Below are 26,030 nucleotides of genomic sequence, written 5' to 3'. Positions count from 1 at the left end.
GGGAAGGAACCTTGGCGGGCGACCGGCTGCCCGGGGCGCGACGGCGCTCGTCTCGGCGGAGCGGCGTGCAGGGGTGTGACACCGGGGCGGTCACCGCCGTCGACGGCCGGGCAGGGGTGTGCTCAGGAAGCCGGCCGTCGTCCTGCGGGGGCCGGCTCGTGGAACGCCGAGCGGTCCGCCGCCAGCCACACCAGTGCCGCCGGGAGCAGCACCGCCGTCCCCAGCAGGGCCGTGAAGCCCGCGGCGCTCGCCGCCGACAGGGGCGCCAGGTGCCGGGCGTGGAACAGGAGATGGGCGACGGAGGAGACCAGGTAGGCCACCAGGGCCGTCAGTACCAGGCGGCGCTCCATCGTCGCCACCGCCGCGCACAGCACCACGGCGAGCGCGAGGCTCGCCCCGCCGAAGTCCCGGAGCAGGTGTGCGTTGTAGGGCGGCAGGTGCGACACCCACGGCCACTTCCAGAACAGCTCGGGCAGCAGCAGGACCCACAGCCCCAGCACCACCTGGCCGCCCGCGAGCACGGCCGGCCCCGCCCGCAGCCCCGTCCGTCTGCTCATCCGCGCCGCCCGCCCTCCCCGCCGCCGAACCGCACCGCCAGGTACTCCTCGAACGTGCCCTCGCCGACCGCGTGCTCGGGTGCGAGGTGGCCGCCCGCGCGGAACGCGCGGTAAGTCTTCCCCGCGAGCGGCACGTTCACCACGGCCCGTCGCTGTCCCGTCGCGCGCAGACAGGCACGGGCCAACGACTCGAAGGTGCGCACCTCGGGACCGCCCAGATCCGGCACCCGCCCGGCGGGCGCGCCCACGGCCAGTGCGGCGAGCCGGTCCGCGACCTCCGCCACCTCCACCGGCTGGTCCGGGACACGGGCCGGCAGCACCACGACCGGGGCCTTGGCCAGGGCCTGGAGCACCTGCACCACCAGGTCGTGGAACTGGGTGGCCCGCAGCACCGTCCACCCGAGCCCCGACTCCTCCACCAGCTTCTCGACGGCGAGCTTGGTCCGGTAGTAGCCGAGCGGCACCCGGTCGACACCGACGATCGAGATGTAGACCAGGTGCGCGACCCCGGCCCGCCGCGCCGCCACGATCAGGTTCGCGGCCGACCGCTCGTCCCCGCCGCGCTGCGTGGTCGCACAGTGCACGACCGTGTCGACACCGGCGAGCGCCGTGTCCAGGCCGCTGCCGTCTTCGCGCAGGTCGACGGCGTACGGCTCGCTGTGCCGGCTGAGCACCCGCACCTCGTGCCCGCCGGCCCGCAGCCGTTCGGTGACGAGCCGGCCGAGCGTGCCGGTGCCGCCGGTCACCAGGATCGTGGTCATGCTGTCGGCCCCCTGCCGGACGTGGCGTGCGGTTCGCCCCTCACACCGTCGCGCAGCCCCGACGACCGCGCACCCTGCCGGAGCCCGGCAGGGTGCGTCGGGGGACCCGGCGGCGGGCAAGGGCCTTCGTCACCGCCGCCGGGCCCGTTCGGGTGGGGTCAGCAGGCGCCGAGGTCCTGCCAGACACCCCATTCGCCGGTGGTTCCGGGCTCCTCGCCCTTCGTCCACCACTTGGACTTCCACGTGTGCCCCCGGTGGGACACCGCGATGCCACCGCCGTACGACGCGGCCGCGTCCCAGGCCGGGGCGGCGCACTGCCCGGTGCCGTCCGTCGGGCTGGGGCTCGGCCCCGGGGACTGGGTGCCCGTCGGCGTCGGCGTCGGTGTGGGGGTCGGCGTCTGCGTCCCCGGGTCCACCACGGTCGTGCCCCGGGCGAGGTCGCCGGCCAGGGCGTACGCCGTGCCGCCGATCGTCACCGTCCAGTTCGACGGGGTCGACACGGGCAGGTAGTAGTTGAACGACAGGTCGACGGTCGCGCCCGGCGCCAGCGACTGCCACGCCGGCAGCTTCAGCGACACCCGGTGGAAGTCACCCTTCAGCCCGCCCACGTTGCCGCCCGTGTGGTCGCTCCTGATGACCTTGGTGCCGAAACCGGACTGGTCGGAGGCGTTCCCCGGGGCGGAGGTCCCGTAGTCGAACTGGAACTCCGTGCCGCCCGGCAGCGCGGTCTTCGTGTGGTTCGTGATCCGCAGCTTGGGCGTGATCGGGTAGTTGGAGTCGCCCAGCTTGAAGTCCGTGAACTCCACGTCCACGTTCACGGCCTGCGCCGGCAGGTCCGCGTTCGACTTCTTCGCCCCGTACGGCGCGGCCGACTTGAACGTGTCGTACATCAGAGAGGTGAGGGTGTCGCCCGGCTCGTACTGGCCCTTGGCGGCGTTCCAGCCGTAGTCACCGGCCAGCTCCCAGATCATCGTGCCGCCGATGCCGCGGTCCGCCACGTAGTCGGCCTTGGCCCCGACCGACTGCTCGTCCTCGGTGGAGAGGAAGACCTTCTTCTCGGCGTTCCACAGCCAGGGGGCGACCAGCGTCGCGTCGTACTTGCGGGCGTAGGTGCCCGTCAGCTTCGTGTCCGCCGGGAAGCCGTAGTCGGTGACGTAGTCGCCGACGATGCCCTTCTCCAGGTTCTTGGCGTGCCACATCGGGTTGGAGCCCGCCGGGGACTCCTTGCCGTTGGTGTCGAGGTCGTGCCAGAGGTTGTCGATGCCGACGGCGCCGTCCCCGCACTTGGCCAGGCCGGAGCCCGCCGGACAGGAGGAGGCGGACGCCCTGCCCCACAGGCCGTCGGTCCCGCCCTGGACGTTCTTGTGGCCGCGGGTGTAGTACGGCAGGCCGATGTTGATGCGGCCGGCCGGCAGGGAGCCGCGGAAGTAGTGGTAGGCCCAGTCGGTGTTGAGGTAGCCGACGCCGCCGTACTGGGCGCTGCCGTAGACGCCCGCGGCGGCCAGCTCGGCGTCCCTGCCGTCGTCGAAGAGCGAGGCGTTCGGGCCGACGTACTCGTTCCAGGCGCCGTGCAGGTCGTACGACATGATGTTGACGTAGTCCAGGTACTTCTGGACCTGGAAGGTCTCCATGCCGCGCAGCAGGTACCCGGAGGACGGCGCGGCGACGGAGAGGAGGTAGTGCCTGCCGTCCGCGGCGCCCGCGCGGTCGAGCTTCTCGCGCAGCGTCTTCATCAGCGCCGCGTAGCCCTTGACCAGACCGGCCCGGCGGCCGTTCGCGAAGGACCAGTCGAGCGGGTTGCCCGCGTCCTTCATCGTCGTCGGGTACTCGTAGTCGATGTCGACGCCGTTGAAGCCGTACTTCCTGACGAAGTCGACCGCCGAGTCCGCGAAGGTGTCGATGCCGGCCTGGTTGACGGAGCCGTCCGCCTTGGTGGCCATCGAGTAGAAGCCGCCCGAGTCCACGCGCGAGCCGTCGTCCGCGAAGTAGCCGCCCGTCTCGGCCCAGCCGCCCACCGAGATCATCGTCTTGACGTCCGGGTGCTGCTTCTTGAACTTGTTGAGCAGGTTGAAGTGGCCCTTGTAGGGGAGGCCCGGGTCCATCTCGGCGCCCGCGACCCCGGGCCAGGTCATGCCGGTCGCCGCGTTCTTCTCGCCGTCCGGGCCGACGGAGAGCCTGTTGCCGCCGTCGACGTGCGCGAAGGCGTAGTTGATGTGGGTGATCTTGTCCCACGGGATGTCCGAGGCGAGGTACGCCGGCTTGCCGTCCTTGCCCGTGCGCCAGCCGGTGAAGTACCCGATCACCCGGCGCGGGTGGTCGGCGCCCATCCTCTCCCGGCCCGCGGAGTCGTAGACCGAGCAGTAGGGGACGTCGGCACCGGGAGTCTGGTAGAGACCGTCGGGGCGGCAGGACTCCTGGTCGGCGGCCTGCGAGGCGGTCGCCGGGAGGCCGGCGAGCAGCAGGCCGGCGACGGCGGCGACGGCGGCGAACAGGGCCGGCCCCGCTCTGTGGCGGGATCTGGAGCGTGACGGGGAAGGCACAGTCGGTTCCTCTCCACGGAAGTTGCGCAGACCCTAGAGAGGACTAGACCAGTGAGTCGATAGGTATGGACCAATCTCAATGCGGGGGGATGGCGGCCCAGTTGGGGCGGTCCTGGGCGGGGGTCCCGGTCCGGACGGAGCGTTCTGTGAGCCACTCCACACACTCCGTCCGCATGGACGGGGATCAGTCGTGGCACACTGGCCGTGTACCAGAAGCAGCGCACTCCGGGGTCGGTGAAAGTCCGAACCGGCGGTTACAGTCCGCGACCCGGTCGCCTCCAGCGACCGGTTGACCAGGTGAAATTCCTGGACCGACGGTTAAAGTCCGGATGGGAGGCAGTGCGCGGCGGGCGAGCATACGTGCGCGCCGCCGATTTCTGGGCGTACCCGTCAGGGGTGCGTCCGGTCCGGCGTCGCTCCCGGTGTCCTCGTTCGTGACTCTGTCGTTCCGACAGCCCCGGAGTCCGTGCCCGAAGAGGCAGGAGGACCCGGGAAGTGTTCACCGGAATCGTCGAAGAGCTGGGCGAGATCACCGCCGTCGAGACCCTCGACGACGCCTGTCGCTTCCGCCTGCGCGGCCCCGCGGTCACCGAAGGGGCCCGGCACGGCGACTCCATCGCCGTCAACGGCGTCTGCCTCACGGTCGTCGACCACGAGGGCGACGAGTTCACCGCCGACGTGATGGCCGAGACCCTGAACCGCTCCAGCCTCGGCGCCCTCGCCGTCGGCTCCCGGGTCAACCTGGAGCGCCCCACCGCCGTCGGCGCCCGGCTCGGCGGCCACATCGTGCAGGGCCACGTCGACGGCACCGGCGAGATCCTGGAGCGCAAGCCCTCCGAGCACTGGGAGATCGTCAAGATCTCGCTGCCCGCCGATCTCGCCCGCTACGTCGTGGAGAAGGGCTCCATCACCGTCGACGGCATCAGCCTCACCGTCGTCGACGCGGGACCCGACTTCTTCACCGTCAGCCTCATCCCCACCACCCTCGCCCTGACCACGCTGGGCATCAAGCAGCCCGGCGACCCGGTCAACCTCGAGGTCGACGTCATCGCGAAGTACGTCGAGCGGCTGCTCGGCGGGCACGTCGAACGGGGAGACGCCCGGTGAACTGGCTCAACTCCGAGGCGTTCACGCTCTTCGACCAGCACATCAAGTGGTCCGACATGATCGGCAACGTGATCGGTCTGCTCGGCCTCGCCCTCGGCTGGCGGTGCTCCATCTGGACCTGGCCCGTGCAGTTCGTCTCCGGGCTCGTCCTCTTCGCGGCCTTCGCCACCGCCCACCTCTCGGGCAGTGCGGGCAAGCAGATCGTCGTCATGGTCGTCGCCGCCTGGGGCTTCTGGCAGTGGAACCGCGGCCGGCAACAGACCCAGGACGGCTCCGTCGCCGTACGGTTCGCCACCTGGCGCGAGCGCGGCGCACTGGTCGCCGCGGCCGCCGTCGGCACCGTCGCGGTGGGCGCCCTGTTCACCGCCTACCCCACCCTGTCGTGGGACCCCTGGCCGGACGCGTACATCTTCGTGGGCACCGTCGTCGCCATGTACGCCCAGGCCCGCGGCATGGTCGAGTTCTGGTTCGCCTGGTTGCTGGTCGACCTCGTCGGCGTCCCGCTGAACTTCGCCAACGGCTTCGCCTTCTCCGGCTTCGTCTACGTCCTCTACGGCGCGCTCGTCCTGTGGGGCCTGCGCGACTGGTGGCTGCGCTCGCGCAACGCGGCCCGCCCCCTTCCCGAAGGAGCGCCCGCATGACTTCGGCACCCATCCTCTACAGCCCCGACGACATCGACGACCTCTCCCTCGACCCGGTCGAGCGGGCCGTCGCGGACATCGCCGCGGGCCGCCCCGTCGTGGTCGTCGACGACGAGAACCGCGAGAACGAGGGCGACCTCGTCATCGCCGCCGAGAAGGCGACCGAGGAGATCGTCGCCTTCATGATGACCGAGTGCCGCGGCCTGATCTGCGCGCCCATGGAGGGCGGGGAACTGGACCGGCTCCGCCTCCCGCAGATGGTCGACGACAACACCGAGTCGATGAAGACCGCCTTCACCGTCTCCGTGGACGCCACCGCCGCCCACGGCGTCAGCACCGGCATCTCCGCCTCGGACCGCGCCACCACCCTCCAACTCCTGGCGAGCGGCACCGCCGAACCCGCCGACCTGGTCCGCCCCGGGCACATCTTCCCGCTGCGCGCCCGCCCCGGCGGCGTGCTCGTCCGAGGCGGCCACACCGAGGCCGCCGTCGACCTCGCCCGCCTCGCCGGACTGCGCCCGGCCGGCGCCATCGTGGAGATCGCCGGCGAGGACGGGCGCATGCTGCGGCTGCCCGAGCTGATCCCGTTCGCCCGCAAGCACGGCCTGACGATCATCTCCATCGAGGACCTCGTCGCCTACCGGCGCAGCGAGGAGCCCACCGTCCGCCGCGAGGCCGAGGTCCGACTGCCCACCCGGCACGGCGAGTTCACGGCGTACGGCTACCGCTCCACGGTCGACGGCGTCGAGCACATCGCCCTGGTGCACGGCGACCTCGGCGACGGCGAGGACGTCCTGGTCCGCGTCCACTCCGAGTGCCTCACCGGAGACGTCTTCGGCTCCCAGCGCTGCGACTGCGGACCCCAGCTCGACGCCTCCCTGGACCGCATCCAGGCCGAGGGCCGGGGCGTGGTCGTCTATCTGCGCGGCCACGAGGGACGCGGCATCGGCCTGATGTCCAAGCTGCGCGCCTACGAACTCCAGGAACGCGGCCGGGACACCCTCGACGCCAACCTGGAACTCGGCCTGCCCGCCGACGCCCGCGACTACGGCGCCGGCGCCCAGATCCTCCGGGACCTCGGGGTACGCGCCGTCCGCCTGATGACCAACAACCCGGACAAGAGCGAGGCCCTGGAACGGCACGGCGTCACGGTCAGCGGCCGCGAACCCATGCCCGTCCAGGCCGGCGAGCACAACCTCCGCTACCTGCGCACCAAGCGGGACCGGATGGGACACGACCTGCCCTGGCTGGACACGACCCCCGTGTCCACCTGCGGCAACCAGTAAGCAAGCACGACGAGGAGACACGTGAGCGGCAAGGGTGCACCGGAACTGTCCGTACGCAACGTCGGGGACCTCAGGGTCGCCGTGATCGCGTCGCAGTGGCACGACAAGGTGATGGACGGACTGGTGGACGGCGCCCTGCGCGCCCTGCACGAGCTGGGGATCGACGAGCCGACCCTGCTCAGGGTCCCCGGCAGCTTCGAGCTGCCGGTGGTCGCCAAGGTCCTCGCGGGCCGCGGCTACGACGCGATCGTCGCCCTCGGCGTCGTCATCCGCGGCGGCACTCCGCACTTCGACTACGTGTGCCAGGGCGTCACCCAGGGCCTGGTCCAGGTGTCCGTCGAGACCGGAGTCCCCGTCGGCTTCGGCGTCCTCACCTGCGACACCGAGGAGCAGGCCCTGGACCGGGCCGGCATCGAGGGCTCCAGCGAGGACAAGGGACACGAGGCGGTGACCGCGGCCGTCGCCACGGCGGCCACGCTCCGCTCGGTATCCGAACCGTGGCGTTAGGCCGGTCGGCACTACGCGTAAAGTGGGCGCCACCATGTCCAAGAAGACTTTCGAGGAGCTCTTCACCGAGCTCCAGCACAAGGCCGCCAACGGCGACCCCGCCACCTCCCGCACCGCCGAACTGGTGGACAAGGGGGTCCATGCCATCGGCAAGAAGGTCGTCGAGGAGGCCGCCGAGGTCTGGATGGCCGCCGAGTACGAGGGCAAGGACGCCGCCGCGGAGGAGATCTCCCAGCTGCTGTACCACGTCCAGGTGATGATGGTCGCCCGCGGCATCTCCCTGGACGACGTCTACGCCCACCTGTAAGCCACCGCACCCCCTTTCCCCACCCCTTCACGCAAAGGAAGCCGACCTCATGCTGCGCATCGCCGTCCCCAACAAGGGTTCCCTGTCAGGCCCCGCGGGGGAGATGCTGCATGAGGCCGGCTACCAGCAGCGCCGCGAGGCCAAGGAACTGCGGATCGTCGACCCGACCAACGAGGTCGAGTTCTTCTACCTCCGCCCCCGCGACATCGCGATCTACGTCTCCTCCGGCAAGCTCGACATCGGCATCACCGGCCGCGACCTGCTGATCGACTCCGGCGCCGACGCCGAGGAGATCCTCCCGCTCGGCTTCGCCCGCTCCACCTTCCGCTTCGCCGGCAAGCCGGGCACCGCCAACGGCGTCACGGACCTCAAGGGCCGCACCGTCGCCACCTCCTACGAGGGCATCGTCGCCGCCCACCTCGCCGAGCAGGGCGTCGACGCCTCCGTCGTCCACCTGGACGGCGCCGTCGAGACCGCCATCGAACTCGGCGTCGCCGAGGTCATCGCGGACGTCGTCGAGACTGGCACCTCCCTGCGCAACGCGGGCCTGGAGGTCTTCGGCGAGCCCATCATGAAGTCCGAGGCCATCGTCATCCGCCGCTCGAACGCGGAGCCCGACGACACCACCGAGCCCAAGGTCCAGCAGTTCCTGCGCCGACTCCAGGGCGTCCTGGTGGCCCGGACGTACGTGATGATGGACTACGACTGCCGGGTGGAGCAGCTGGAGAAGGCCGTCGCCCTCACCCCCGGCCTGGAGTCGCCGACCGTGTCCCCGCTGCACAACGAGGGCTGGGTCGCCGTCCGCGCGATGGTCCCGGCCAAGGAGGCCCAGCGGATCATGGACGACCTGTACGAGATCGGCGCCCGGGCCATCCTGACCACGGCCATCCACGCCTGCCGGCTCTGACCCCCTCGCCCCCCGGAGCACGACCCGGAGCCACACCATGCCCGACACCACGCCGGACGACCTGCCGGCCCTGCCCGTCACCTTCCGTCCGGGCCGCACCCGTGCCGTCCTGATCGTCCTCGCGGTCCTCGCCTTCGCGACCATCACGGCGGTCGGGATGGTGCTGGACGGCCTCGGCCCCGGCGAGCGCCTCAGCTTCGTGTTCACCGCCCTCGTCCTGGCCGCCGTGCTGCTCCTGCTGGCCCGGCCCCGGGTCGTCGCCGACGAGACGGGCGTGACCGTGGTCAACCTGACCGCCAGGCGTCACCTCGCCTGGCCCGAGATCCTCCGGGTCAACCTCCGCCAGGGCGACCCCTGGGTCTTCCTCGACCTCAGCGACGGCACCAGCCTGCCCGCGCTCGGCATCCAGCCGGGTATCGCCAGGCAGCGCGCCCTCGCCGACGCACGCGCCCTGCGCGACCTCGTGGAGGCCCGTTCCGTCGCCCTCCCCGAGGCTCCACGTGACTGACGCGGCGCCGCCGACCCTGCCGCGGGCACCCTTTTCGTGATTAATCTGGGAACGCGGACGCGGCCGTCGCGTCCCCGCCCCCGTAGCTCCGCCCGGTGCGCGGGGTTCCTGCTACCCGAGGAGTGACTCCCTCCGGCGATGGACGGATCGTCCTGCAGTACTTGCGCCGCCCCCTGCTGTGACACCCCACAGGCGGCGGCATCATGACCACCCCCCTGCTGCTCCTGGCAGCCGCGTTCCTGCTGATCCTCGCCAACGGCTTCTTCGTCGCGGCCGAGTTCGGCCTGGTGACCGTCGAACGGCCCGACGCCGAGCAGGCCGCCGCGGCCGGCGACCGGCGCGCCCACCGGGTCGTCGAGTCCCTCAAGGAGCTGTCCTTCCAGCTCTCCGGCACCCAGCTCGGGATCACCATCACCTCCCTCGTCGTCGGCATGCTCGCCGAACCGGCGCTCGCCCGGCTGCTCGACGGCCCGTTCACGGCGATCGGCGTCCCCGACGGGGCCGTGTCCGGTGTGTCGGTCGTCGTCGGCATGCTGCTGGCCTCCGCGGTCCAGATGGTCATCGGCGAGCTGGTGCCCAAGAACTGGGCGGTGTCCAAGCCGCTCCAGGTCGCGCGCTTCGTCGCCGGCCCCCAGCACGCCTTCGCCCGGCTCTTCCACCCGGTGATCGCCGCGCTCAACACCGTGGCCAACCGCCTGGTCCGCGCCCTGGGCGTCGAACCCGCCGAGGAACTGGCCTCCGCCCGCACCCCCGGCGAACTGGTCTCCCTGGCCCGGCACTCTGCCCGGGCCGGCGCCCTGGAACAGGACACCGCCGACCTCTTCGTACGGACCCTCTCCCTCGGCGAACTGACCGCCCAGCACGTCATGACCCCCCGGGTGAAGGTCAGCGCCCTGCACTCCTCCGCCACCGCCGAGGACGTCGTCAACCTGACCCGCGCCACCGGTCTGTCCCGCTTCCCCGTCTACCGGGAGAAGATCGACGAGATCGTCGGCATGGTGCACCTCAAGGACGCCCTCGCGGTTCCCGTGCACGACCGGCTGCGCACCCCGGCCGGCCGGATCGCCCGCCCCGCTCTGCTCGTCCCCGAGTCCCTGCCCGTACGGCCACTGCTCACCCGCCTGCGCAGCGAGCAGCCCATCGCGGTCGTGGTCGACGAGTACGGCGGCACGGCCGGCGTCGTCACCCTGGAGGACATCGTCGAGGAGATCGTCGGCGAGGTCCGCGACGAGCACGACGGCCTCGACGTGCCCGAACTCGCCCCCGCTCCGCCCGAGGAGGGACGCCCCGCCTGGGACGTCGACGGCAGCTGCCGGGTGGACGCCCTGCGCCGCGTCGGCCTGGAGGCGCCCGAGGGCCCGTACGAGACGGTGGCCGGGCTCGTCGCCGACCTGCTCGGCCGCATCCCGGCCGTCGGGGACCGCGCGGAGCTGCCCGGCTGGCGGCTCTCCGTCCGCCAGGTCGGCCACTACCGCGCCGAGCGGATACGACTGGTGCGCACCGCCGCGGTCTCCGCCCTGGAGGCCGTCCGATGAGCGTCCTGCAACTCCTCTTCGCCGCGCTGCTCGTGCTCGCCAACGGCTTCTTCGTCGGCGCCGAGTTCGCCCTCGTCTCCGTGCGCCGCAGCCAGATCGAACCCCTCGGCACCACCCGCGCCCGACAAGTGCTGTACGGCCTGGAACGGCTGCCGCAGATGATGGCCGCCGCCCAGTTCGGCATCACCGTCTGCTCGCTGACCCTCGGCGCCGTCGCCGAACCGACCGTCGCCCACCTGCTGGAGCCGGTCTTCGAGTGGATCCACCTGCCGCACGGCATGATCCACCCGCTCGGCTACGTCATCGCGCTGGCCGTCGTGGTCTTCTGCCACCTCGTCATCGGCGAGATGGTCCCGAAGAACCTCGCGATGGCCGCCCCCGAGAAGGCCGCGCTGTGGCTCAGCCCCGGCCTCGTCGCCTTCGCCCGCGTGTGCAGGCCCCTCACCGTGGCGCTCGGCGCCTGCGCCCAGGGCATCCTGCGGCTCTTCCACGTCGAGCCCAAGGACGAGGTCGAGGCCGTCTTCACCAGCGAGCAGCTCAACCGCCTGGTGGAGGACGCCGGCCAGGCGGGACTCCTCGACCCGGAGGAACAGGAACGCCTGGAGGACGCCCTGGAACTGGGCTCCCGCCCGGTCACCGACGTCCTCCTCCCACGCGAGTCCCTGGTGACGGTCAGCCCGTCGGTCACGCCCGGGGAGATCGTCGCGCTCACCGCCCGCACCGGGTACTCGCGCTTCCCGATAGCGGCGGACCAGGGCGCCTTCATGGGCTACCTGCACGTCAAGGACGTCCTCGACCTGGAGGAGTCCGACCGCGCCGTCCCCCAGCACCTGTGGCGCCCGATGACCACGCTGCGCCCCGAACTCCCCCTGGACGACGCCCTCACGGTGATGCGCCGCGCGGCGACCCACCTGGCCCAGGTGACGGACGCGTCCGGGAAGGTGCTCGGCCTGGTCGCGCTGGAGGACGTCCTGGAACTCCTGGTCGGCGAGGTCAGGGACCCGGCCCACCGAGAGGTGACGCTGGCGACCTAGCCATGGCTGCGGGCAGTCGTGCGGCCGGGGGACTACATGGCGGACGGTTCCCCCGGCCCCCGCCCCGACAGGACTTCCCCGTACGCCTGCATCAGATCCGGCAGCCGCAACGTCGCCAGGTCGTCCCGGGTCAGCGCCCCGGGATACCCGGACAGCCGCAGATCCCGGTACGCACAGCTCTTCTCGTACAGCGTCCGAAGGAACCGCCCGTTCCCCAGCTCGTCGATCCATCCCTGGTCCACCACGTGCCCGGCGATCGACCGCAGCTCGTCCAGCGCCTCCTCGTCCCACCCGTCCCCGTTCTCCGCCGCGAGCACCTCACCGATCGAGGTCAGCTCCAGCGGCCGGTACGACGGGAAGTCGACCCGGGTGGTGAAGCGGGAGGACAGCCCCGGGTTGGCGCTCAGCAGCCGGTCCATGCCCTCCGGATAGCCGGCCAGGATCACCACCAGGTGGTCCCGGTTGTCCTCGGCCCGCTTCAGCAGCACCTGGAGCGCCTCGTCGCCGTACGCGTCGCCCTTGCCGTACCCGGAGTTGGACAGGGAGTACGCCTCGTCGACGAAGAGGACACCGCCGAGCGCGGAGTCGATCAGCTCGTTCGCCTTCACGGCGGTCTGGCCCAGGTACTCGCCGACCAGATCGGCCCGCTGCGCCTCCACCAGGTGGTCGCCGCCGAGCAGTCCGAGGGCGTAGAAGACCCGGCCCAGGATGCGGGCCACGGTGGTCTTGCCGGTGCCGGAGGGGCCGGAGAAGACGAAGTGACGTTTGGGCGGCTGCACGGGCAGCCCCTGCCCGGCCCGCAGCCGCGCCATGTTCAGCTGCGCGGACAGCGCCTTGACCTGCCGCTTCACCGGTTCGAGGCCCACCATCCGCTCCAGCTCGGCGAGCGCCTCCTCCAGCAGGGCGGGATCGGTGGGCCCACTGGGCAGGGAGGGGTCGGGCCCGCCCGCCTTCTCGCGCACCGACGGTCCACCGAGCGGGGGCAGCGGGGCGGACAGCGGGGGCTCGGGCACGGAGAGCTTGACGTCGCGCTCCTCGGTGCCGAAGAGGGGGCCGAGCCCGTCCAGGCCCTCCGTCCCCGCTCCCGCCTGCGCGAGTCCCGCGAAGTCGGTCGCGTCGTCGTAACCGTCGCCCTCGGCGATCGCGGCCAGCCGGGCCGAGGTGTCCATGAACGCGGGATCGACGCGGTGCACCGCCCGGTACAGCGGGAGCGCGGCGGCGCTGCGCCCGGTGCCCTCGTGGGCCCGCGCCAGCCAGTAGCGCAGTTCCTTGCGCTGCGGCTGCTCGCTGCGGCACCGCATCAGGGCCGCCGACAGGAGCGGCTCGGCCTGCCCGTACATCTCCAGGCGGACCCGGGCCATGCCGCTGAACAGGCCGGCCTCGATGCCCAGTAAGGGGTCGCCGAGCAGGGGGTCGGTGTGCCGGACCAGTTGCTCCCAGTCCTTGACGAGGTAGGCGCGGCACGCGTGCAGGAAACGGACCTGCGGGTCGGAGTCCACCGGAGGCAGCCCGGCCAGGGCCCGGTCCAGCTCCGGGACGTGCCGGCCGTCCAGCCAGTGCGAGGCGTGCGCCAGCAGCAGATCACGCGGGTTCTCCAGCACCGGCTGCACCCACCAGCCGAGCCAGTACCAGGAGTTGAGCGTCCGGCGATGGCGGGCCCGCTGCTCGCCGAAGCGGTCGCGGTTGCGGAACATTCGCAGGAGCGCGTTCGTGGTGTCGACGCGCAACGCGTGCAGTCCCAGCCAGCCGTCGGCCATCGTGGGATCGATGCGCACCGCCGCCCGGAACTCCTCCTCCGCCTGCGGGTAGGCACCCATGGTGTAGGCGTCCACGCCGCGCAGCCAGGCGAGTTCGGCCGGGGCCTGTGGGCCCTGCGTGCCGAAGTCCATCACGTCCCCCACCTACGTGCCCCCGTCGGTATGCCGCCGAGCCGTCGCTCGTCGGCCGCCTCGGCCAACGGCTGTACCGCGGGCCGGAGTTGCAGGTGCGTGCGGCAATCTCCCGTAGGTCGCACCGAGGGCATCGTACCCGCGGCGGTCTTTCCTCCGAAGGGTGCGGTAGGGGTTGTTCCACGAGGTGGGAGCGGGTGGGGCGCGCGGCCGCGAAGGTGACTGAGGGTGAGCGTGCGGCGTCGCGGAGCAGCCGGAAAACGGGCTCAGGGCAGAACGAAGCCCCCGATCACGGGGGAACAACCGGGGGCTTCGCGTCTGTCGGCGGCTTCGAACTGCCGCACATTCAGAACGTAAGACCTGTACGGCCCCCGGGTCAAGCGAAGTTGGGGCACCTCGGCGGGTCGTCGGTGCGCGATCTTCACGAGTTCAACATATTGCGGAAGGCCCGTCACCCTGTGTGAGGAAGTGGGCTCCGGAGTCGGTTCCCGCGGGCCCCGGCAGCACCTCGTACCCCTGTTCGCACTGCCGCACCAGAAGGTGCGCGAAGGGGCGCGAGGGATCATCGGCGAAGTGCCGGCGCTCGGCCGGGATCCACCCGTCCCAGAACGTCCGCTGCTCCGCTCCGTCGCGCGCCCGTCCGCGGGCCCACGCCCGCTCCCGGGGCAGGTCCATCCAGAGCAGCCCGGCCAGGTGGGGCCGCAGCGCCTCGCGGCCGGCGCCGACGCCCTCGACCAGGATCACGGGAGCGGGCGGCAGTGGACGCGGTGCGCCGAAACGCCGGGCCCGCCAGTCGTAGGGGGCGTAGTGGGCCGTGTCACCGCGCCGCAGGGGCTCGATCACCTGGTCGAGCAGTCGTGCGGTCCAGTCGAACAGCTCCTCGTGACTGGCGATGTCGTCGAGGTGCAGCACCGGCGCACCGCCCAGCTCGGCCGCCAGGTGTCCGGCGAACGTGGACTTCCCGGACCCGGCGTACCCGTCGACACCGATCAGACGCACGGGGCCGCAGGAGGGGGGAAGCCGGCGGAGCCGGGCTGCTAGGTCGAGGATGGCGGATCCTGTGGGCGGGAGGGGCGGACGCGTTCACCCGCACTCTAACCAGTGGTCGACACCAATATTGGTGGCGTGGCGTGCGTGGAAGTGCTGGCAGGAGCGGGCGGCTGCGGCCATAGTTGGCGCACGACCGTGCAACGACGGACCCGCCCGACCCGGACACCTGGGGGTCTCCCGCCCATGAGCAGAGTCGAACAGCCGTCCCGCAGAGCCCTCCTGGCCGCGGCCGTCGCGGCGGCCGCCGTGGCGGGCGGCGCGATCCCGGCCGCAGCCCAGTCCGCGCCCGGCGCGGGTACCGGCGCCGGCGGCGGGGCGGACCCCGACCGTGCCGGTGCCCGGCCGGTGGAGTACCACGCCTGGACCACGTACGCCGACTGGCGGCGCGGGACCGTGCGCGGGGCCCGTCCCGTCGCGGGCGCCCGCCCCGGCGTGGTGATCGGCGCCCCGGCCGGCACCACCGACTACACCGACCCGCACACCGGCACCACCGCCGCCTGGGAGTACGCGACCTGGACCTCCCCCGTCCACCGGCTCACCATGCCCGCGACGGAGGTCATCGCCTCCTGGAACGCGCACACGCCGGCCGGCACCTGGATCCAGGTCGAGCTGAAGGGCACCTACTCCGACGGCACGGACACGCCCTGGTACGTGATGGGCCGCTGGGCGGCGGGCGACGGCGAGCGCGACATCCGGCGGACCTCGGTCGACGACCAGAGCGACGGCAAGAGCAGCATCTGGACCGACACCTTCTCCGTCGACGACGCCTCCACCGGCCTGCGCCTGGTCTCCTACCGGCTCAGGCTCACCCTCCACCGCCGCCCGGGCACCCGCACCACGCCCACCGTCTGGCGGCTCGGCGCGATGGGCTCCGACGTCCCCGACCGCTTCACCGTGCCGGTCTCCGCCCCGGGCCACGCCGGGGAACTGCGCGTCCCGCGCTACTCGCAGGAGATCCACAAGGGCCAGTACCCCGAGTACGACAACGGCGGCGAGGCCTGGTGCAGCCCCACCTCCTCGCAGATGATCGTCGAGTACTGGGGCGGGCGCCTCACCGAGGAGCAGCTCGCCTGGGTCGACCCCTCCTACGCCGACCCGCAGGTCTGCCACGCCGCCCGGTACACGTACGACCACCAGTACGCCGGCTGCGGCAACTGGCCCTTCAACGCCGCCTACGCCGCCACCTTCGAGGGCCTCCAGGGCGTGGTCACCCGCCTCGGCTCCCTCACCGACCTGGAGACGCTGATCGCGGCCGGCATCCCGGCCATAACGTCCCAGTCGTTCCTGGCGGAGGAGCTGACCGGGGCGGGCTACGGCACCTCGGGTCACCTGATGACCGTGATCGGCTTCACCGCCGACGGCGACGTGATCGCCAACGACCCGGCCTCGGACGACAACGACGCCGTGCGCCGCGTCTACCGGCGGCGCGAGTGGGAGAACATCTGGCTCAGGACGAAGCGGTACAACGCCAGTGGCAAGGTCGTCTCCGGCACCGGCGGCGTCTGCTACCTGTACTTCCCGGCCCACCCCAGCCCGCGTCAGCGCAAGGCCCTCGCGGCGGTGGGCGTGCGCTGAGCGGACGCCCCCCCCACCGCTGTGACCAAGCTCTCGGCCGCAAAAGCCGCTCACGGTGGCAAGGTGGACACCGTGAGCGGGGGGAATCCGCCGAAGCCGCACCCGAGATCAGCGAGACGCCATGACCGCACACACCGCAGCCGCCACCCGTGTCCGCACCGGCGGCCCCAAGGACGACGACGGCCCCAAGACCCTGGAACACGTCATGGGCTGGACGCTCGTCGTGGTGGTCGCGATGCTCGTGGTTCAGCTGGGCCTTCTGTGACGTGACCCGGGTGTGACCTGCCCCACGACCCGACCTGCCATACTGCGGAGGTCCCGCCGCCCGTAGGAGACCAGGGTCGAAATTGAATATCAGTCAACAAGGTGCCGACGTCCGTCCCCGGGCGCGCGGCACCGAGCGTTCGATGGCACGCCGCGCCGAACTCATCGCCATCGGGCGGAGGTTGTTCGCCGACACGTCGTACGACGCGCTCTCGATGGACGACATCGCCCGCCAGGCGCATGTCGCCAAAGGGCTGATCTACTACTACTTCCAGTCCAAGCGGGGCTACTACCTGGCGATCATCCAGGACTCCGTCGCCGACCTGGTCACCACCGCGGCGCGCGGCACCGAACTGCCGCAGGTGGACCGCGTCCACCGCACCATCGACGGCTACCTGCGCTACGCCGAGCACAACCAGGCCGCCTACCGCACCATCGTCAGCGGCGGAGTCGGCTTCGACGCCGAGGTGCACGCCATCCGGGACGGGGTGCGCGAGGCGATCGTCGTCACCATCGCCGAAGGGGCGTACGGGCGCTCGGACATCGGGCCGCTGGCCCGCATGGGCCTGCTCGCCTGGGTGTGCGGCGTCGAGGGCGCCACCCTGGACTGGATCGGCCGCCCGGAACTGCCCCGCGAGAGCATGCGCGAGCTGCTGGTGAGGTCGCTCGGCGGCACACTGCGCGCGATCGAGGAGCTGGACCCCGCCTGCCCGGCCCCCGCCCCGGCCCGCCGGGACAACGCCTGAGGACGCCCGGCGAAGCGTGACGAAGGGGCGGAGACCCGAGCCGGTCTCCGCCCCTCCGCCCCCGTGGGCGCCGGGTGGTTCAGTCGATCGCCTTGATCAGCTCACCGTTCGCGGTGTCGCCGCTCAGCTCCCAGAAGAAGGTGCCGCCGAGACCCTGCTCGTTCTTGTACGACATCTTGGTGGCGATGGTCTGCGGAGTGTCGTAACTCCACCAGTCGTCGCCGCACTTGGCGTACGCGGTGCCGCCCACGGTGCCGGTCGCCGGGCAACTGGTCTTCAGCACCTTGTAGTCCTCGATGCCGTTCTCGTACGTGCCCTTCGCCGGGCCGGTCGCGGTGCCGCCCGGTTCCGACTGGGTGACACCGGTCCAGCCCCGGCCGTAGAAGCCGAGCCCGAGCAGGAGCTTCGAGGACGGAATGCCGAGCCCCTTGAGCTTCGCGATCGTCGCCGAGGTGTGGAAGTCCTCCTTCGGGATGCCCGGGTAGGAGGTCAGCGGCGAGTGCGGAGCGGTCGGCCCGGTGGCGTCCCAGGCGCCGAAGAAGTCGTACGTCATCGGGTTGTACCAGTCGACGTACTGCGCGGCGCCCGCGTAGTCCGCCGCGTCGATCTTGCCGCCGGCCGTGGCGTCGGCCGTGATCGCCGCGGTGACCAGGTAGTCCTGGCCGAACTTGGCGCGCAGGGCGCTCATCAGCTTCGGGAAGGCCTCACGGCCGCTGGTGTCGCAGCTCAGGCCACAGGCGTTCGGGTACTCCCAGTCGATGTCGATGCCGTCGAAGACGTCGGCCCACTTGGAGTTCTCGACCAGGTCGTAGCAGGACTGGGCGAACGCCTCCGGGTTCTGCGCGGCCTGCGCGAAGCCGCCGGACCAGGTCCAGCCGCCGAACGACCAGAGGATCTTCAGGTCGGGGTGCTTCTTCTTCAGCTTGAGCAGCTGGTTGAAGTTGCCGCGCAGCGGCTGGTCCCAGGTGTCGGCGACGCCGTCCACGGAGTCGGCGGCGGTGTAGGCCCGGTCGGTCGCCGCGTAGGCGTCGCCCATGGCGCACTTGCCGCCGGTGACGTTGCCGAACGAGTAGTTGATGTGGGTGAGTTGGCCGGCGGAGCCCGACGACTCGATGTTCTTGACGTGGTAGTTGCGGTCGTAGACGCCCCATTCGGTGAAGTAGCCGACGACCTTGGATCCGGCCGCGGCCTGCGTGGCGGGTGCCTCGGCCTGCGCGGCGGTGGCCGTGGCGGGGCCGGCCCCGGCCAGCAGGCCGGCGCCGAGGGCGACGGTGCACAGGGCGGAGAACAGCGTCCGGATGGGGCGGACGCGGGGGAGGTGCGGGACGTGCATCGGGTGTCTCCTCGTGGGGGGATGAGGGAAACGCGCGCCGATTGGCATGAACGCGGAAATGCGCTCGGTCCGTCACCGTAGGAGGACTAGACCAGTGTGGTCAATGGTTCGGACCATCCTTGATTTCCGAAGCCGGAATCCAGCCGGAATCCCGTCCCCCGCCGGCCCGGCCGGGATCATTCCCGGAATTCTTTGAGTAAGCGGTCGTTAACTGGTGACTCCGTGCGTCCGATCGGGCATACTCACAGCGCACAGCCGCTGGTCAGCCGCTTCCGCGACCCGGGAGTGCGAGCATCGGCCAGGCCCGAACCCCCGGCGGAGCCGCCTCCACCCAAGGCGCACGTCCGCCGATGTGCCCGACAGGGAGGAGAGCGTCGCCATGCCCGACCGCGCCCCGCAGCCGGTGGACCGGCAACTGCCCACGGACGAGGCACGGGACCTGATCTCGCTCGTCCGCGACATCGCGCAGCGTGAGATCGCCCCGAGCGCGGCCGAGGAGGAGGACGCCGGACGCTTCCCGCGCGAGGTCTTCACCCTCCTGTCCGACTCCGGCCTGCTCGGACTGCCCTACGACGCCGAGTTCGGCGGCGGCGAGCAGCCCTACGAGGTCTACCTCCAGGTCCTCGAGGAACTGGCCGCGGCCCGGCTCACCGTCGGCCTCGGTGTCAGCGTGCACACGCTCGCCTCCTACGCGCTGGCCGCGCACGGCACCAAGGAGCAGCAGGCCGAACACCTGCCCGCGATGCTCGGCGGCGGCCTGCTCGGCGCCTACTGCCTCTCCGAACCGACCTCCGGCTCCGACGCCGCCTCGCTGCGCACCAAGGCCGTGCGCGAGAACGGCGGAGACTGGGTGATCACCGGCACCAAGGCGTGGATCACGCACGGCGGCATCGCCGACTTCTACACCGTCATGGCCCGTACCGGAGAGGACGGACCGCGCGGCATCACCGCCTTCCTGGTGCCCGGCGACGCCGAGGGGCTGAGCCCCGCGGTGCCGGAGAAGAAGATGGGGCTCAAGGGCTCGCCCACCGCGCAGCTCCACCTCGACGGCGTACGGGTCCCCGACACCCGCCGCCTCGGCGACGAGGGACAGGGCTTCGCGATCGCCCTGTCCGCGCTCGACTCCGGCCGGCTCGGCATCGCCGCCTGCGCGATCGGCGTGGCCCAGGCGGCACTGGATGCGGCGGTGTCCTACGCGACCGAGCGGCGGCAGTTCGGCAAGCCGATCGCCGACTTCCAGGGGCTGCGCTTCATGCTCGCCGACATGGCGACGCAGATCGAGGCCGGCCGCGCCCTGTACCTGACGGCGGCACGGCTGCGCGACGCCGGACTGCCGTTCGCCAAGCAGGCGGCCATGGCCAAGCTGCACTGCACCGACACGGCGATGCGGGTCACCACCGACGCCGTGCAGATCCTCGGCGGGTACGGCTACACCGCCGACTTCCCGGCCGAGCGGTACATGCGCGAGGCCAAGGTGCTCCAGATCGTCGAGGGCACCAATCAGATCCAGCGGATGGTCATCGCCCGTCACCTCGCGGGTCCCGAGGAGCGCTGAAGTCGGCGGTGACGGTGAAGTCGCCGCTGACGCGGAAGTCGCCGGTGGTGAAGAAGTCACCCGTGGCGAAGAAGTCGCCGAGCCCGCGCGGGGGTTCCGCCAGCCGGACCCACTCCGGGTCGTGCCGCCCCGGCAGGGTGCGGCCGCCGTCGGCCCAGGTCCGCATCAGCTCACGGTAGATCGGCGGGTCGGGGATCTGCGGGGCCGGGGGAACCGGTCCCGCGGACACCGGTACGAACACGCGGCGCCGACTCCCGGTCGACGAGTACGTGGGGGTCATACCCGGGCAACGCGACGACGTGCGGACAGGTCACCGGCGGACGCAATCGAGAGTGAGTTCGTGCGCGTCCGCCACCGACCCGCGCCACGGCGTCCTGCGAGCCGTGGCGCGGATCGGGGTGACGGGACGAGTGGGCGAGCCCCGTGAGCCGGGCGCTCGCGCTCCTCAGGCCGCTTCGCGCCGCATCGTCGGCACCCGCATCGGGCGCGAGCCCGGGCCGCCGACGTGGGAGAAGGGCTGGGTCCGCCAGTCTAGGCCCCGGGGGAGCGTCAACAGCAGGGCGGTGTCCTGCTCGTGGGGCTGGAACGACTCGTCGGCGGGGCGGGCCTCGGTGGCCCGGCGGCCGGTGCCGGCGCAGACCGTGAGCCCGAACGGGTTCCACGGCGAGGCGCACAGCGCGTGCTCCGGCAGCGTCTCCTCGTCCGCCAGCAGGGCGATGGGCTGCGCGCAGTCCGGGCAGAACACCCGGTACATCTCGAAGGTGTCGTAGGCGTCGAGTTCCTCTTCGTCGAAGGCGTCGGGTTCGACGCCCTCCGATACGGGCTCGACGACCGGCTGCTGCCGCTTGGGCGCGGTGCGACCAGGGCGCTTAAGACTCTGCATGGGATTCTCCCCCTCGGGCTGGGTCGTGACGGCACTGCGGCCTCGACCACAGCAAGCACTTCCCGTCCCCCCTCCGGGGTAATCACGGGAACATCACGGAGAACGTTCAACCAGTGTGGTGTTCGTCACATGCCGCTCGCAGATGCCCCGTGCGGCCCGTTTGTCCCCGCCCGGTCGTCGTCCGACACCCCGTCACATCACGAACGGGGCATGACCCGGACTGCTCAGGTATCCGAGGAGATCAACCGCACTGTAGGTTCTTGCGCCATGGAGGAGCTGGACCGACAGATCGTGCAGCTGCTCGTCAAGGACGGGCGGATGAGCTACACCGACCTGGGCAAGGCCACGGGCCTGTCCACGTCGGCCGTGCACCAGCGGGTGCGGCGGCTGGAACAGCGCGGCGTCGTCCGCGGTTACGCCGCGGTCGTCGACCCGGAGGCCGTCGGGCTGCCGATGACCGCGTTCATCTCGGTGAAACCGTTCGACCCCAGCGCCCCCGACGACATCGCGGACCGCCTCGCCGGGGTCCCCGAGATCGAGGCCTGCCACAGCGTCGCGGGCGACGAGAACTACATCCTCAAGGTCCGGGTGGCCACCCCGCACGAGCTGGAGGAACTGCTCGCGCGGGTCCGCTCGCTGGCGGGTGTGTCGACCCGTACCACCGTCGTCCTCTCGACCCCCTACGAGTCCCGGCCGCCGCGGATCTGACGGCGCCCGCGCGGGAGCGGGAGCCACGGGCGGCTGCCGGGCCGCCCCGGCTGCCGGACGGCGCCCGCGAGGGGCGAGACTGGTGTCCATGAGTGAGTCCACCACCCCGTCCTCGACCGTCCTGCTGCGCCGCGGCGAGGTCCACAGTCCCGCCGACCCCTTCGCGACGGCCATGGTCGTCGAACGCGGCCAAGTCGCCTGGGTCGGCTCGGAGGGCGCCGCGGACGCCTTCGCGGACGGGGTCGACGAGGTGATCGACCTCGACGGCGCGCTCGTCACCCCGGCGTTCACCGACGCACACGTGCACACCACCGCCACGGGCCTCGCCCTCACCGGACTCGATCTCTCCGGCGCCCCGAGCCGTGAGGCGGCCCTCGCCCTCGTACGGGACTTCGCCGCCGCCCGTCCGGACGACCGGGTGCTCCTGGGGCACGGCTGGGACGCCGCCCGCTGGCCGGACGGACAGCCCCCGACGCGCGCCGAACTGGACGCGGCGACCGGCGGTCGTCCGCTCTATCTCAGTCGTATCGACGTCCACTCGGCCGTCGTCAGCACCGCCCTGCTCGACCTGGCACCCGGTGGCCCCGCACGCGGGGACGGCCCGCTCACCGGCGACGCCCACCACGCCGTGCGCGCCGCGGCGCTCGGGGCGGTCACCCCCGCCCAGCGCGCCGGGGCCCAGCGCGCCGCCCTCGCGCACGCCGCCTCCCTCGGGATCGGAACCGTTCACGAATGCGCAGGCCCGGAGATCTCCTCCGAGGACGACCTCACCGGCCTGCTGCGCCTGTCCGCCGCGGAGCCCGGACCGCGGGTGATCGGCTACTGGGCCGAGCAGGACGTCGACAAGGCGCGGGAGCTGGGCGCCGTCGGGGCCGCCGGTGACCTCTTCGTCGACGGCTCCCTCGGCTCGCACACCGCCTGCCTGCACCAGCCCTACGCCGACGCCGGGCACACCGGCACCGCCCACCTGGACGCCGCCGCCATCGCCGCGCACGTGGTCGCCTGCACCGAGGCCGGTCTCCAGGCGGGCTTCCACGCCATCGGCGACGCCGCCGTGAGCGCCGTGGTGGAGGGGGTGCGCGCCGCCGCCGACAAGACCGGCCTCGCCCGCGTGCGCGCCGCCCGCCACCGGATCGAGCACGCCGAGATGCTCACGCCCGAGACGGTCGCGGCCTTGGCCGAGCTGGGTCTGACCGCCTCCGTACAGCCCGCCTTCGACGCGCTCTGGGGCGGCGGGGACGGCATGTACGCGGGGCGGCTGGGCGCCGAGCGGGCCCGCACGCTCAACCCCTTCGCGGCCCTGCTGCGCGCCGGCGTGCCGCTCGCCTTCGGCTCCGACAGTCCGGTCACACCCCTCGACCCGTGGGGCACCGTCCGGGCCGCCGCCTTCCACCGCACTCCGGAGCACCGGGTCTCCGTCCGCGCCGCGTTCACGGCGCACACGCGCGGCGGCTGGCGGGCGATCGGCCGCGACGACGCGGGTGTCCTGGTGCCGGGCGTGCCCGCGGACTACGCCGTGTGGCGCACCGGCGAACTGGTGGTCCAGACCCCGGACGACCGGGTGGCGCGCTGGTCGACCGACCCGCGCTCCGGCACCCCCGGGCTGCCCGACCTCACCCCCGGCCGGGACCTGCCCGTCTGCCTGCGTACCGTGGTGGGCGGCCGGACCGTCTTCGTACGGCCGGGCGAGTGATCTCCACCGCCGACGGGGCGATGATCTTCGCGCGGCCGCGACCTGCTCCTCCTCCGCGCTGACCTGCGCGTTGACATCAAAGGTGCAGGTGGCACGACTGTTGACAGGCGACGGCGGGGGGCCGGTAGGTTCGGCCGAGTCCACCACCGGACGCCCGACCGGCGAACCTTCCGCACACGCGTCGCGGCGCCGCTGAGTCAGGGACGGTGTGCCGCACCGGGGCACCGCCACTGGGAGCCAGGCTCAGTGCCCGCACCGCGACGAGGGAACGTTCCGGCCGGTCGGGAGGTGTGACCCGGGTGGGGCCCGGGCGCTCAGTAGACAACGGCCTGGGTCGACCCGCAGCCGGCGGGTCCCGGGCCGGCCCGAAGGGCGCCGGGCCCCCATCCGTCGCACAAACGGCCCGAATCGGCCATCCCTACCCCGGTTTCGGGGAAACGACACCACCGTACGACCGTCCTGGCACGTCTGCGCAGGCCGTGGCGATTATGGTGGTCCTTTGTGTACGGACACGAAGGGGCAGTGGTGAACGACGGCGACGGGACGCCCGCGGCTGCGGGGCGGGAGAGGCGGTTCGGCCCGCTGGGCACGGCCCTGGTGATCATCCCGACCTACAACGAGGCGGAGAACATCAAGGCGATCGTCACGCGCGTGCGCGAGGCCGTCCCCGAGGCGCACGTTCTCGTGGCCGACGACAACAGCCCCGACGGCACCGGCGGGATCGCCGACGAACTGGCGGCCGGGGACGACCACGTCCAGGTCATGCACCGCAAGGGCAAGGAAGGGCTGGGTGCCGCCTACCTCGCCGGCTTCCGCTGGGGCCTGGAGCACGGCTACGGCGTGCTGATCGAGATGGACGCCGACGGCTCCCACCAGCCCGAGGAACTGCCCCGGCTGCTGACCGCCCTCAAGGGCGCCGACCTCGTGCTCGGCTCCCGCTGGGTGCCCGGCGGCCGGGTGGTGAACTGGCCCAAGTCCCGCGAGATCATCTCGCGCGGCGGCAGCATGTACTCGCGGATCGCGCTCGATCTGCCGCTGCGCGACATCACCGGCGGCTACCGCGCCTTCCGCCGCGAGACCCTGGAGGGGCTCGGCCTCGAAGAGGTCGCCTCCCAGGGGTACTGCTTCCAGGTCGACCTCGCCCGCCGCGCGATCAAGGCCGGCTACCACGTCGTGGAGGTGCCGATCACGTTCGTCGAGCGCGAACTCGGCGACTCCAAGATGAGCCGCGACATCCTGGTGGAGGCCCTGTGGCGGGTCACCACGTGGGGCGTGGGGGAGAGGGTCGGCAAGGTCCTGGGCCGCGACCGGCGGCCCGGCACGGCGGCCGACGCGCAGGCGGCTTCCAGCGGCGAGTCCGCGCGGGCCGGTGACGGGTCGGAGAGGTCCGGTGACGCGTCCGCGAGGTCCGGTGACGCGTCGGCGAAGGCGTCCGACACCAAGGCCTGACCGCCCTCTTATGCCGCACTGAGCCGGGGCCAGGCACACTGGGAGTATGACGACTGGCGCCCAGACCCCCAGGTCCCCCGCCCGGCCCCCGCGCTCCCGCCTGCGCACGTTCCTGCCGCTGGGCCTCGCCGCGTGGCTGGTGCTGGAGATCTGGCTGCTGACCGTGGTCGCGGGGGCGTCCAGCGGCTTCGCGGTCTTCCTGCTGCTGGTCGCCGGCGTGGTCCTCGGCTCCGTGGTCATCAAGGCGGCGGGCCGCCGCGCCTTCCGCAACCTCACGGAGACGCTCAACCAGCAGCAGTCGGCCATGCGGTCGGGCATACCGCCCGAGGCCGTCCGCCCGAACAGCGAGGGCAACGGCCTGATGATGCTGGGCGGTCTGCTCCTGATCCTGCCCGGCCTGATCTCGGACGCGCTCGGCCTGCTCATGCTGCTGCCCCCGGTGCAGAAGGCCGTCAGCCGGTACGCCCAGCGGACGGTCGAGCGCAAGCTCCGGGACGCCGGTCCCGGCACCCTGGGCGACGCCTTCCGCCAGGCCCGGATGCACCGCCCCGACGGCAACGTCGTCCAGGGCGAGGTCATACGGGACGACCCGGACGACGCCCCGCAGGGCCCCCGCCCCCCGCTGACGCGCTGAGCACGACAAAACCGCGGGTGCCGTACATGAAGCTCATGTACGGCACCCGCGGTTGTTCGGTTGTATCGCCTAGGGTTTCCCGCTACGCACTCTTGCGGCTGTCTCGCGGATGGACCGCGATGTTCATCGCGCCGGAGCGCAGAACGGCCAGCCGCTCCTCGAGGACCTCTTCGAGTTCCTCGCGGGTGCGTCGCTCCATCAGCATGTCCCAGTGCGTACGCGCGGGCTTGGCCTTCTTCTCCTCAGGGCCGTCGCCGTCAACCAGGAGTGCCTGGGCCCCGCAGACCTTGCACTCCCACTCCGGCGGGATCTCCGCCTCGACCGAGAAGGGCATCTCGAATCGATGCCCCTTCTCGCATGCGTACTCCACGGCCTGGCGCGGGGCCAGGTCGATGCCGCGGTCCGTCTCGTAGCTGGTCACCACGAGGCGCGTGCCGCGAAGAGCTCGCTCACTCATGAATCGTGCCTCCCGGGCTTGTCGCCCACAGGACAGGTGTCGCTGTCGTCGTCATCCGGTCAACGTCCGGGCGGCGGTAAAGATTCCCGTCCCGACTCCCGATC

26 protein-coding genes and 1 riboswitch are annotated in these 26,030 nt (G+C 72.0%); of the genes, 17 read left to right on the top strand and 9 right to left on the bottom strand.

What is annotated here, in order from left to right; all coding sequences use genetic code 11:
- Nucleotides 1-122: 122 nt before the first annotated feature.
- The 3 genes from BZZ08_RS22030 to BZZ08_RS22020 form a co-directional block, all read right to left on the bottom strand.
- Entirely contained in the window at nucleotides 123-557 is a 435-nt protein-coding gene (locus BZZ08_RS22030; RefSeq protein WP_241965533.1) for a hypothetical protein, read from the bottom strand.
- Nucleotides 554-1,318 carry an SDR family oxidoreductase gene (locus BZZ08_RS22025; protein WP_104633969.1) on the bottom strand — a complete coding sequence of 255 codons (765 nt, stop codon included), beginning with the start codon at nucleotides 1,316-1,318 and terminating at the stop codon, nucleotides 554-556. The genes BZZ08_RS22030 and BZZ08_RS22025 overlap by 4 nt, the downstream gene beginning before the upstream one ends.
- A gap of 158 nt (nucleotides 1,319-1,476) precedes the next feature.
- Nucleotides 1,477-3,858, bottom strand: coding sequence for a chitinase C-terminal domain-containing protein (locus tag BZZ08_RS22020; protein WP_104633968.1), 2,382 nt, complete (start codon nucleotides 3,856-3,858; stop codon nucleotides 1,477-1,479).
- 216 nt (nucleotides 3,859-4,074) lie between these two features.
- Nucleotides 4,075-4,205, top strand: a riboswitch (FMN riboswitch).
- A 148-nt stretch (nucleotides 4,206-4,353) separates the two neighbouring features.
- Between BZZ08_RS22020 and BZZ08_RS22015 the strand changes: the two genes are divergently transcribed.
- The 9 genes from BZZ08_RS22015 (at nucleotide 4,354) to BZZ08_RS21975 (ending at nucleotide 11,690) form a co-directional block, all read left to right on the top strand.
- Nucleotides 4,354-4,965 (top strand): riboflavin synthase, encoded by a 612-nt coding sequence (locus BZZ08_RS22015; RefSeq protein ID WP_104633967.1) that lies wholly within the window; start codon nucleotides 4,354-4,356, stop codon nucleotides 4,963-4,965.
- Nucleotides 4,962-5,606 (top strand): nicotinamide mononucleotide transporter family protein, encoded by a 645-nt coding sequence (locus BZZ08_RS22010; RefSeq protein ID WP_104633966.1) that lies wholly within the window; start codon nucleotides 4,962-4,964, stop codon nucleotides 5,604-5,606. Before BZZ08_RS22015 ends, BZZ08_RS22010 begins: the two co-directional genes overlap by 4 nt.
- Nucleotides 5,603-6,892 (top strand): bifunctional 3,4-dihydroxy-2-butanone-4-phosphate synthase/GTP cyclohydrolase II, encoded by a 1,290-nt coding sequence (locus BZZ08_RS22005; RefSeq protein ID WP_104633965.1) that lies wholly within the window; start codon nucleotides 5,603-5,605, stop codon nucleotides 6,890-6,892. Before BZZ08_RS22010 ends, BZZ08_RS22005 begins: the two co-directional genes overlap by 4 nt.
- A 21-nt stretch (nucleotides 6,893-6,913) precedes the next feature.
- Nucleotides 6,914-7,399, top strand: a complete 486-nt coding sequence (gene ribH, locus BZZ08_RS22000) for a 6,7-dimethyl-8-ribityllumazine synthase (protein WP_003977385.1) — start codon at nucleotides 6,914-6,916, stop codon at nucleotides 7,397-7,399.
- Nucleotides 7,400-7,433: 34 nt separating this feature from the next.
- Nucleotides 7,434-7,706, top strand: coding sequence for a phosphoribosyl-ATP diphosphatase (locus tag BZZ08_RS21995; RefSeq protein WP_011027788.1), 273 nt, complete (start codon nucleotides 7,434-7,436; stop codon nucleotides 7,704-7,706).
- Between the two features lie 49 nt (nucleotides 7,707-7,755).
- Entirely contained in the window at nucleotides 7,756-8,613 is an 858-nt protein-coding gene (hisG, locus tag BZZ08_RS21990) for an ATP phosphoribosyltransferase (protein WP_052837925.1), read from the top strand.
- Between the two features lie 37 nt (nucleotides 8,614-8,650).
- Entirely contained in the window at nucleotides 8,651-9,121 is a 471-nt protein-coding gene (locus tag BZZ08_RS21985; protein WP_104633964.1) for a PH domain-containing protein, read from the top strand.
- Nucleotides 9,122-9,324: 203 nt separating this feature from the next.
- Nucleotides 9,325-10,656: a hemolysin family protein gene (locus BZZ08_RS21980; protein ID WP_104633963.1), complete on the top strand. Its 1,332-nt coding sequence runs from the start codon at nucleotides 9,325-9,327 to the stop codon at nucleotides 10,654-10,656.
- Nucleotides 10,653-11,690 carry a hemolysin family protein gene (locus BZZ08_RS21975; protein WP_104633962.1) on the top strand — a complete coding sequence of 346 codons (1,038 nt, stop codon included), beginning with the start codon at nucleotides 10,653-10,655 and terminating at the stop codon, nucleotides 11,688-11,690. The genes BZZ08_RS21980 and BZZ08_RS21975 overlap by 4 nt, the downstream gene beginning before the upstream one ends.
- A 32-nt stretch (nucleotides 11,691-11,722) precedes the next feature.
- Here the strand turns inward: BZZ08_RS21975 and BZZ08_RS21970 are convergent, their stop codons facing one another.
- Complete coding sequence (locus tag BZZ08_RS21970; protein WP_104633961.1) at nucleotides 11,723-13,579, bottom strand: AAA family ATPase; 1,857 nt, start codon at nucleotides 13,577-13,579, stop codon at nucleotides 11,723-11,725.
- Between the two features lie 429 nt (nucleotides 13,580-14,008).
- On the bottom strand, nucleotides 14,009-14,578 hold the full coding sequence (locus BZZ08_RS21965) for a uridine kinase family protein (RefSeq protein ID WP_241965532.1): 570 nt from the start codon (nucleotides 14,576-14,578) through the stop codon (nucleotides 14,009-14,011).
- Nucleotides 14,579-14,812: 234 nt separating this feature from the next.
- Here BZZ08_RS21965 and BZZ08_RS21960 point away from each other — a divergent pair, with 234 nt between their 5' ends.
- The 3 genes from BZZ08_RS21960 to BZZ08_RS21950 all read left to right on the top strand — a co-directional run bounded on the left by BZZ08_RS21960 (nucleotide 14,813) and on the right by BZZ08_RS21950 (nucleotide 17,214).
- The gene (locus BZZ08_RS21960) at nucleotides 14,813-16,204 is read left to right on the top strand and encodes a peptidase C39 family protein (RefSeq protein ID WP_198601621.1); all 1,392 of its coding nucleotides are present in this window, start codon (nucleotides 14,813-14,815) and stop codon (nucleotides 16,202-16,204) included.
- Nucleotides 16,205-16,325: 121 nt separating this feature from the next.
- The gene (locus tag BZZ08_RS21955) at nucleotides 16,326-16,469 is read left to right on the top strand and encodes an SCO1431 family membrane protein (protein WP_104633959.1); all 144 of its coding nucleotides are present in this window, start codon (nucleotides 16,326-16,328) and stop codon (nucleotides 16,467-16,469) included.
- 82 nt (nucleotides 16,470-16,551) lie between these two features.
- A complete protein-coding gene (locus tag BZZ08_RS21950; protein WP_104633958.1) occupies nucleotides 16,552-17,214 on the top strand; it encodes a TetR/AcrR family transcriptional regulator in 663 nt (220 codons plus the stop codon).
- A gap of 79 nt (nucleotides 17,215-17,293) precedes the next feature.
- Here BZZ08_RS21950 and BZZ08_RS21945 read toward each other — a convergent pair whose 3' ends face one another.
- The gene (locus tag BZZ08_RS21945) at nucleotides 17,294-18,547 is read right to left on the bottom strand and encodes a glycoside hydrolase family 18 protein (RefSeq protein WP_104633957.1); all 1,254 of its coding nucleotides are present in this window, start codon (nucleotides 18,545-18,547) and stop codon (nucleotides 17,294-17,296) included.
- A 379-nt stretch (nucleotides 18,548-18,926) separates the two neighbouring features.
- On the opposite strand from BZZ08_RS21945, the gene BZZ08_RS21940 reads away from it, so the two are divergent.
- Nucleotides 18,927-20,102 (top strand): acyl-CoA dehydrogenase, encoded by a 1,176-nt coding sequence (locus BZZ08_RS21940; protein ID WP_104633956.1) that lies wholly within the window; start codon nucleotides 18,927-18,929, stop codon nucleotides 20,100-20,102.
- On the opposite strand, the gene BZZ08_RS21935 is transcribed toward BZZ08_RS21940, so the two are convergent.
- Together BZZ08_RS21935 and BZZ08_RS21930 are read right to left on the bottom strand one after the other, a co-directional pair.
- Nucleotides 20,065-20,382, bottom strand: a complete 318-nt coding sequence (locus tag BZZ08_RS21935; protein WP_104633955.1) for a hypothetical protein — start codon at nucleotides 20,380-20,382, stop codon at nucleotides 20,065-20,067. The two genes, BZZ08_RS21940 and BZZ08_RS21935, sit on opposite strands and share 38 nt — an antisense overlap.
- Nucleotides 20,383-20,547: 165 nt before the next feature.
- A complete protein-coding gene (locus BZZ08_RS21930; protein ID WP_104633954.1) occupies nucleotides 20,548-20,985 on the bottom strand; it encodes a hypothetical protein in 438 nt (145 codons plus the stop codon).
- A gap of 267 nt (nucleotides 20,986-21,252) precedes the next feature.
- Here BZZ08_RS21930 and BZZ08_RS21925 point away from each other — a divergent pair, with 267 nt between their 5' ends.
- The 4 genes from BZZ08_RS21925 (at nucleotide 21,253) to fxsA (ending at nucleotide 25,469) form a co-directional block, all read left to right on the top strand.
- Nucleotides 21,253-21,693, top strand: coding sequence for an Lrp/AsnC family transcriptional regulator (locus BZZ08_RS21925; protein WP_104633953.1), 441 nt, complete (start codon nucleotides 21,253-21,255; stop codon nucleotides 21,691-21,693).
- Nucleotides 21,694-21,781: 88 nt separating this feature from the next.
- Complete coding sequence (locus BZZ08_RS21920) at nucleotides 21,782-23,386, top strand: amidohydrolase (RefSeq protein WP_104633952.1); 1,605 nt, start codon at nucleotides 21,782-21,784, stop codon at nucleotides 23,384-23,386.
- Nucleotides 23,387-23,911: 525 nt separating this feature from the next.
- Complete coding sequence (locus BZZ08_RS21915) at nucleotides 23,912-24,835, top strand: polyprenol monophosphomannose synthase (RefSeq protein ID WP_241965530.1); 924 nt, start codon at nucleotides 23,912-23,914, stop codon at nucleotides 24,833-24,835.
- A gap of 46 nt (nucleotides 24,836-24,881) precedes the next feature.
- Nucleotides 24,882-25,469 (top strand): FxsA family membrane protein, encoded by a 588-nt coding sequence (gene fxsA / locus BZZ08_RS21910; protein WP_104633951.1) that lies wholly within the window; start codon nucleotides 24,882-24,884, stop codon nucleotides 25,467-25,469.
- 82 nt (nucleotides 25,470-25,551) lie between these two features.
- Here the strand turns inward: fxsA and BZZ08_RS21905 are convergent, their stop codons facing one another.
- Nucleotides 25,552-25,926 (bottom strand): RNA polymerase-binding protein RbpA, encoded by a 375-nt coding sequence (locus BZZ08_RS21905; protein WP_003977404.1) that lies wholly within the window; start codon nucleotides 25,924-25,926, stop codon nucleotides 25,552-25,554.
- Nucleotides 25,927-26,030: the final 104 nt, after the last annotated feature.

The organism is Streptomyces sp. MH60 (assembly GCF_002939385.1).
GTDB lineage: Bacteria > Actinomycetota > Actinomycetes > Streptomycetales > Streptomycetaceae > Streptomyces.
The sequence above is the reverse complement of the archived record's forward strand: the minus strand, read 5'-3'. Positions and strand labels throughout refer to the sequence as shown.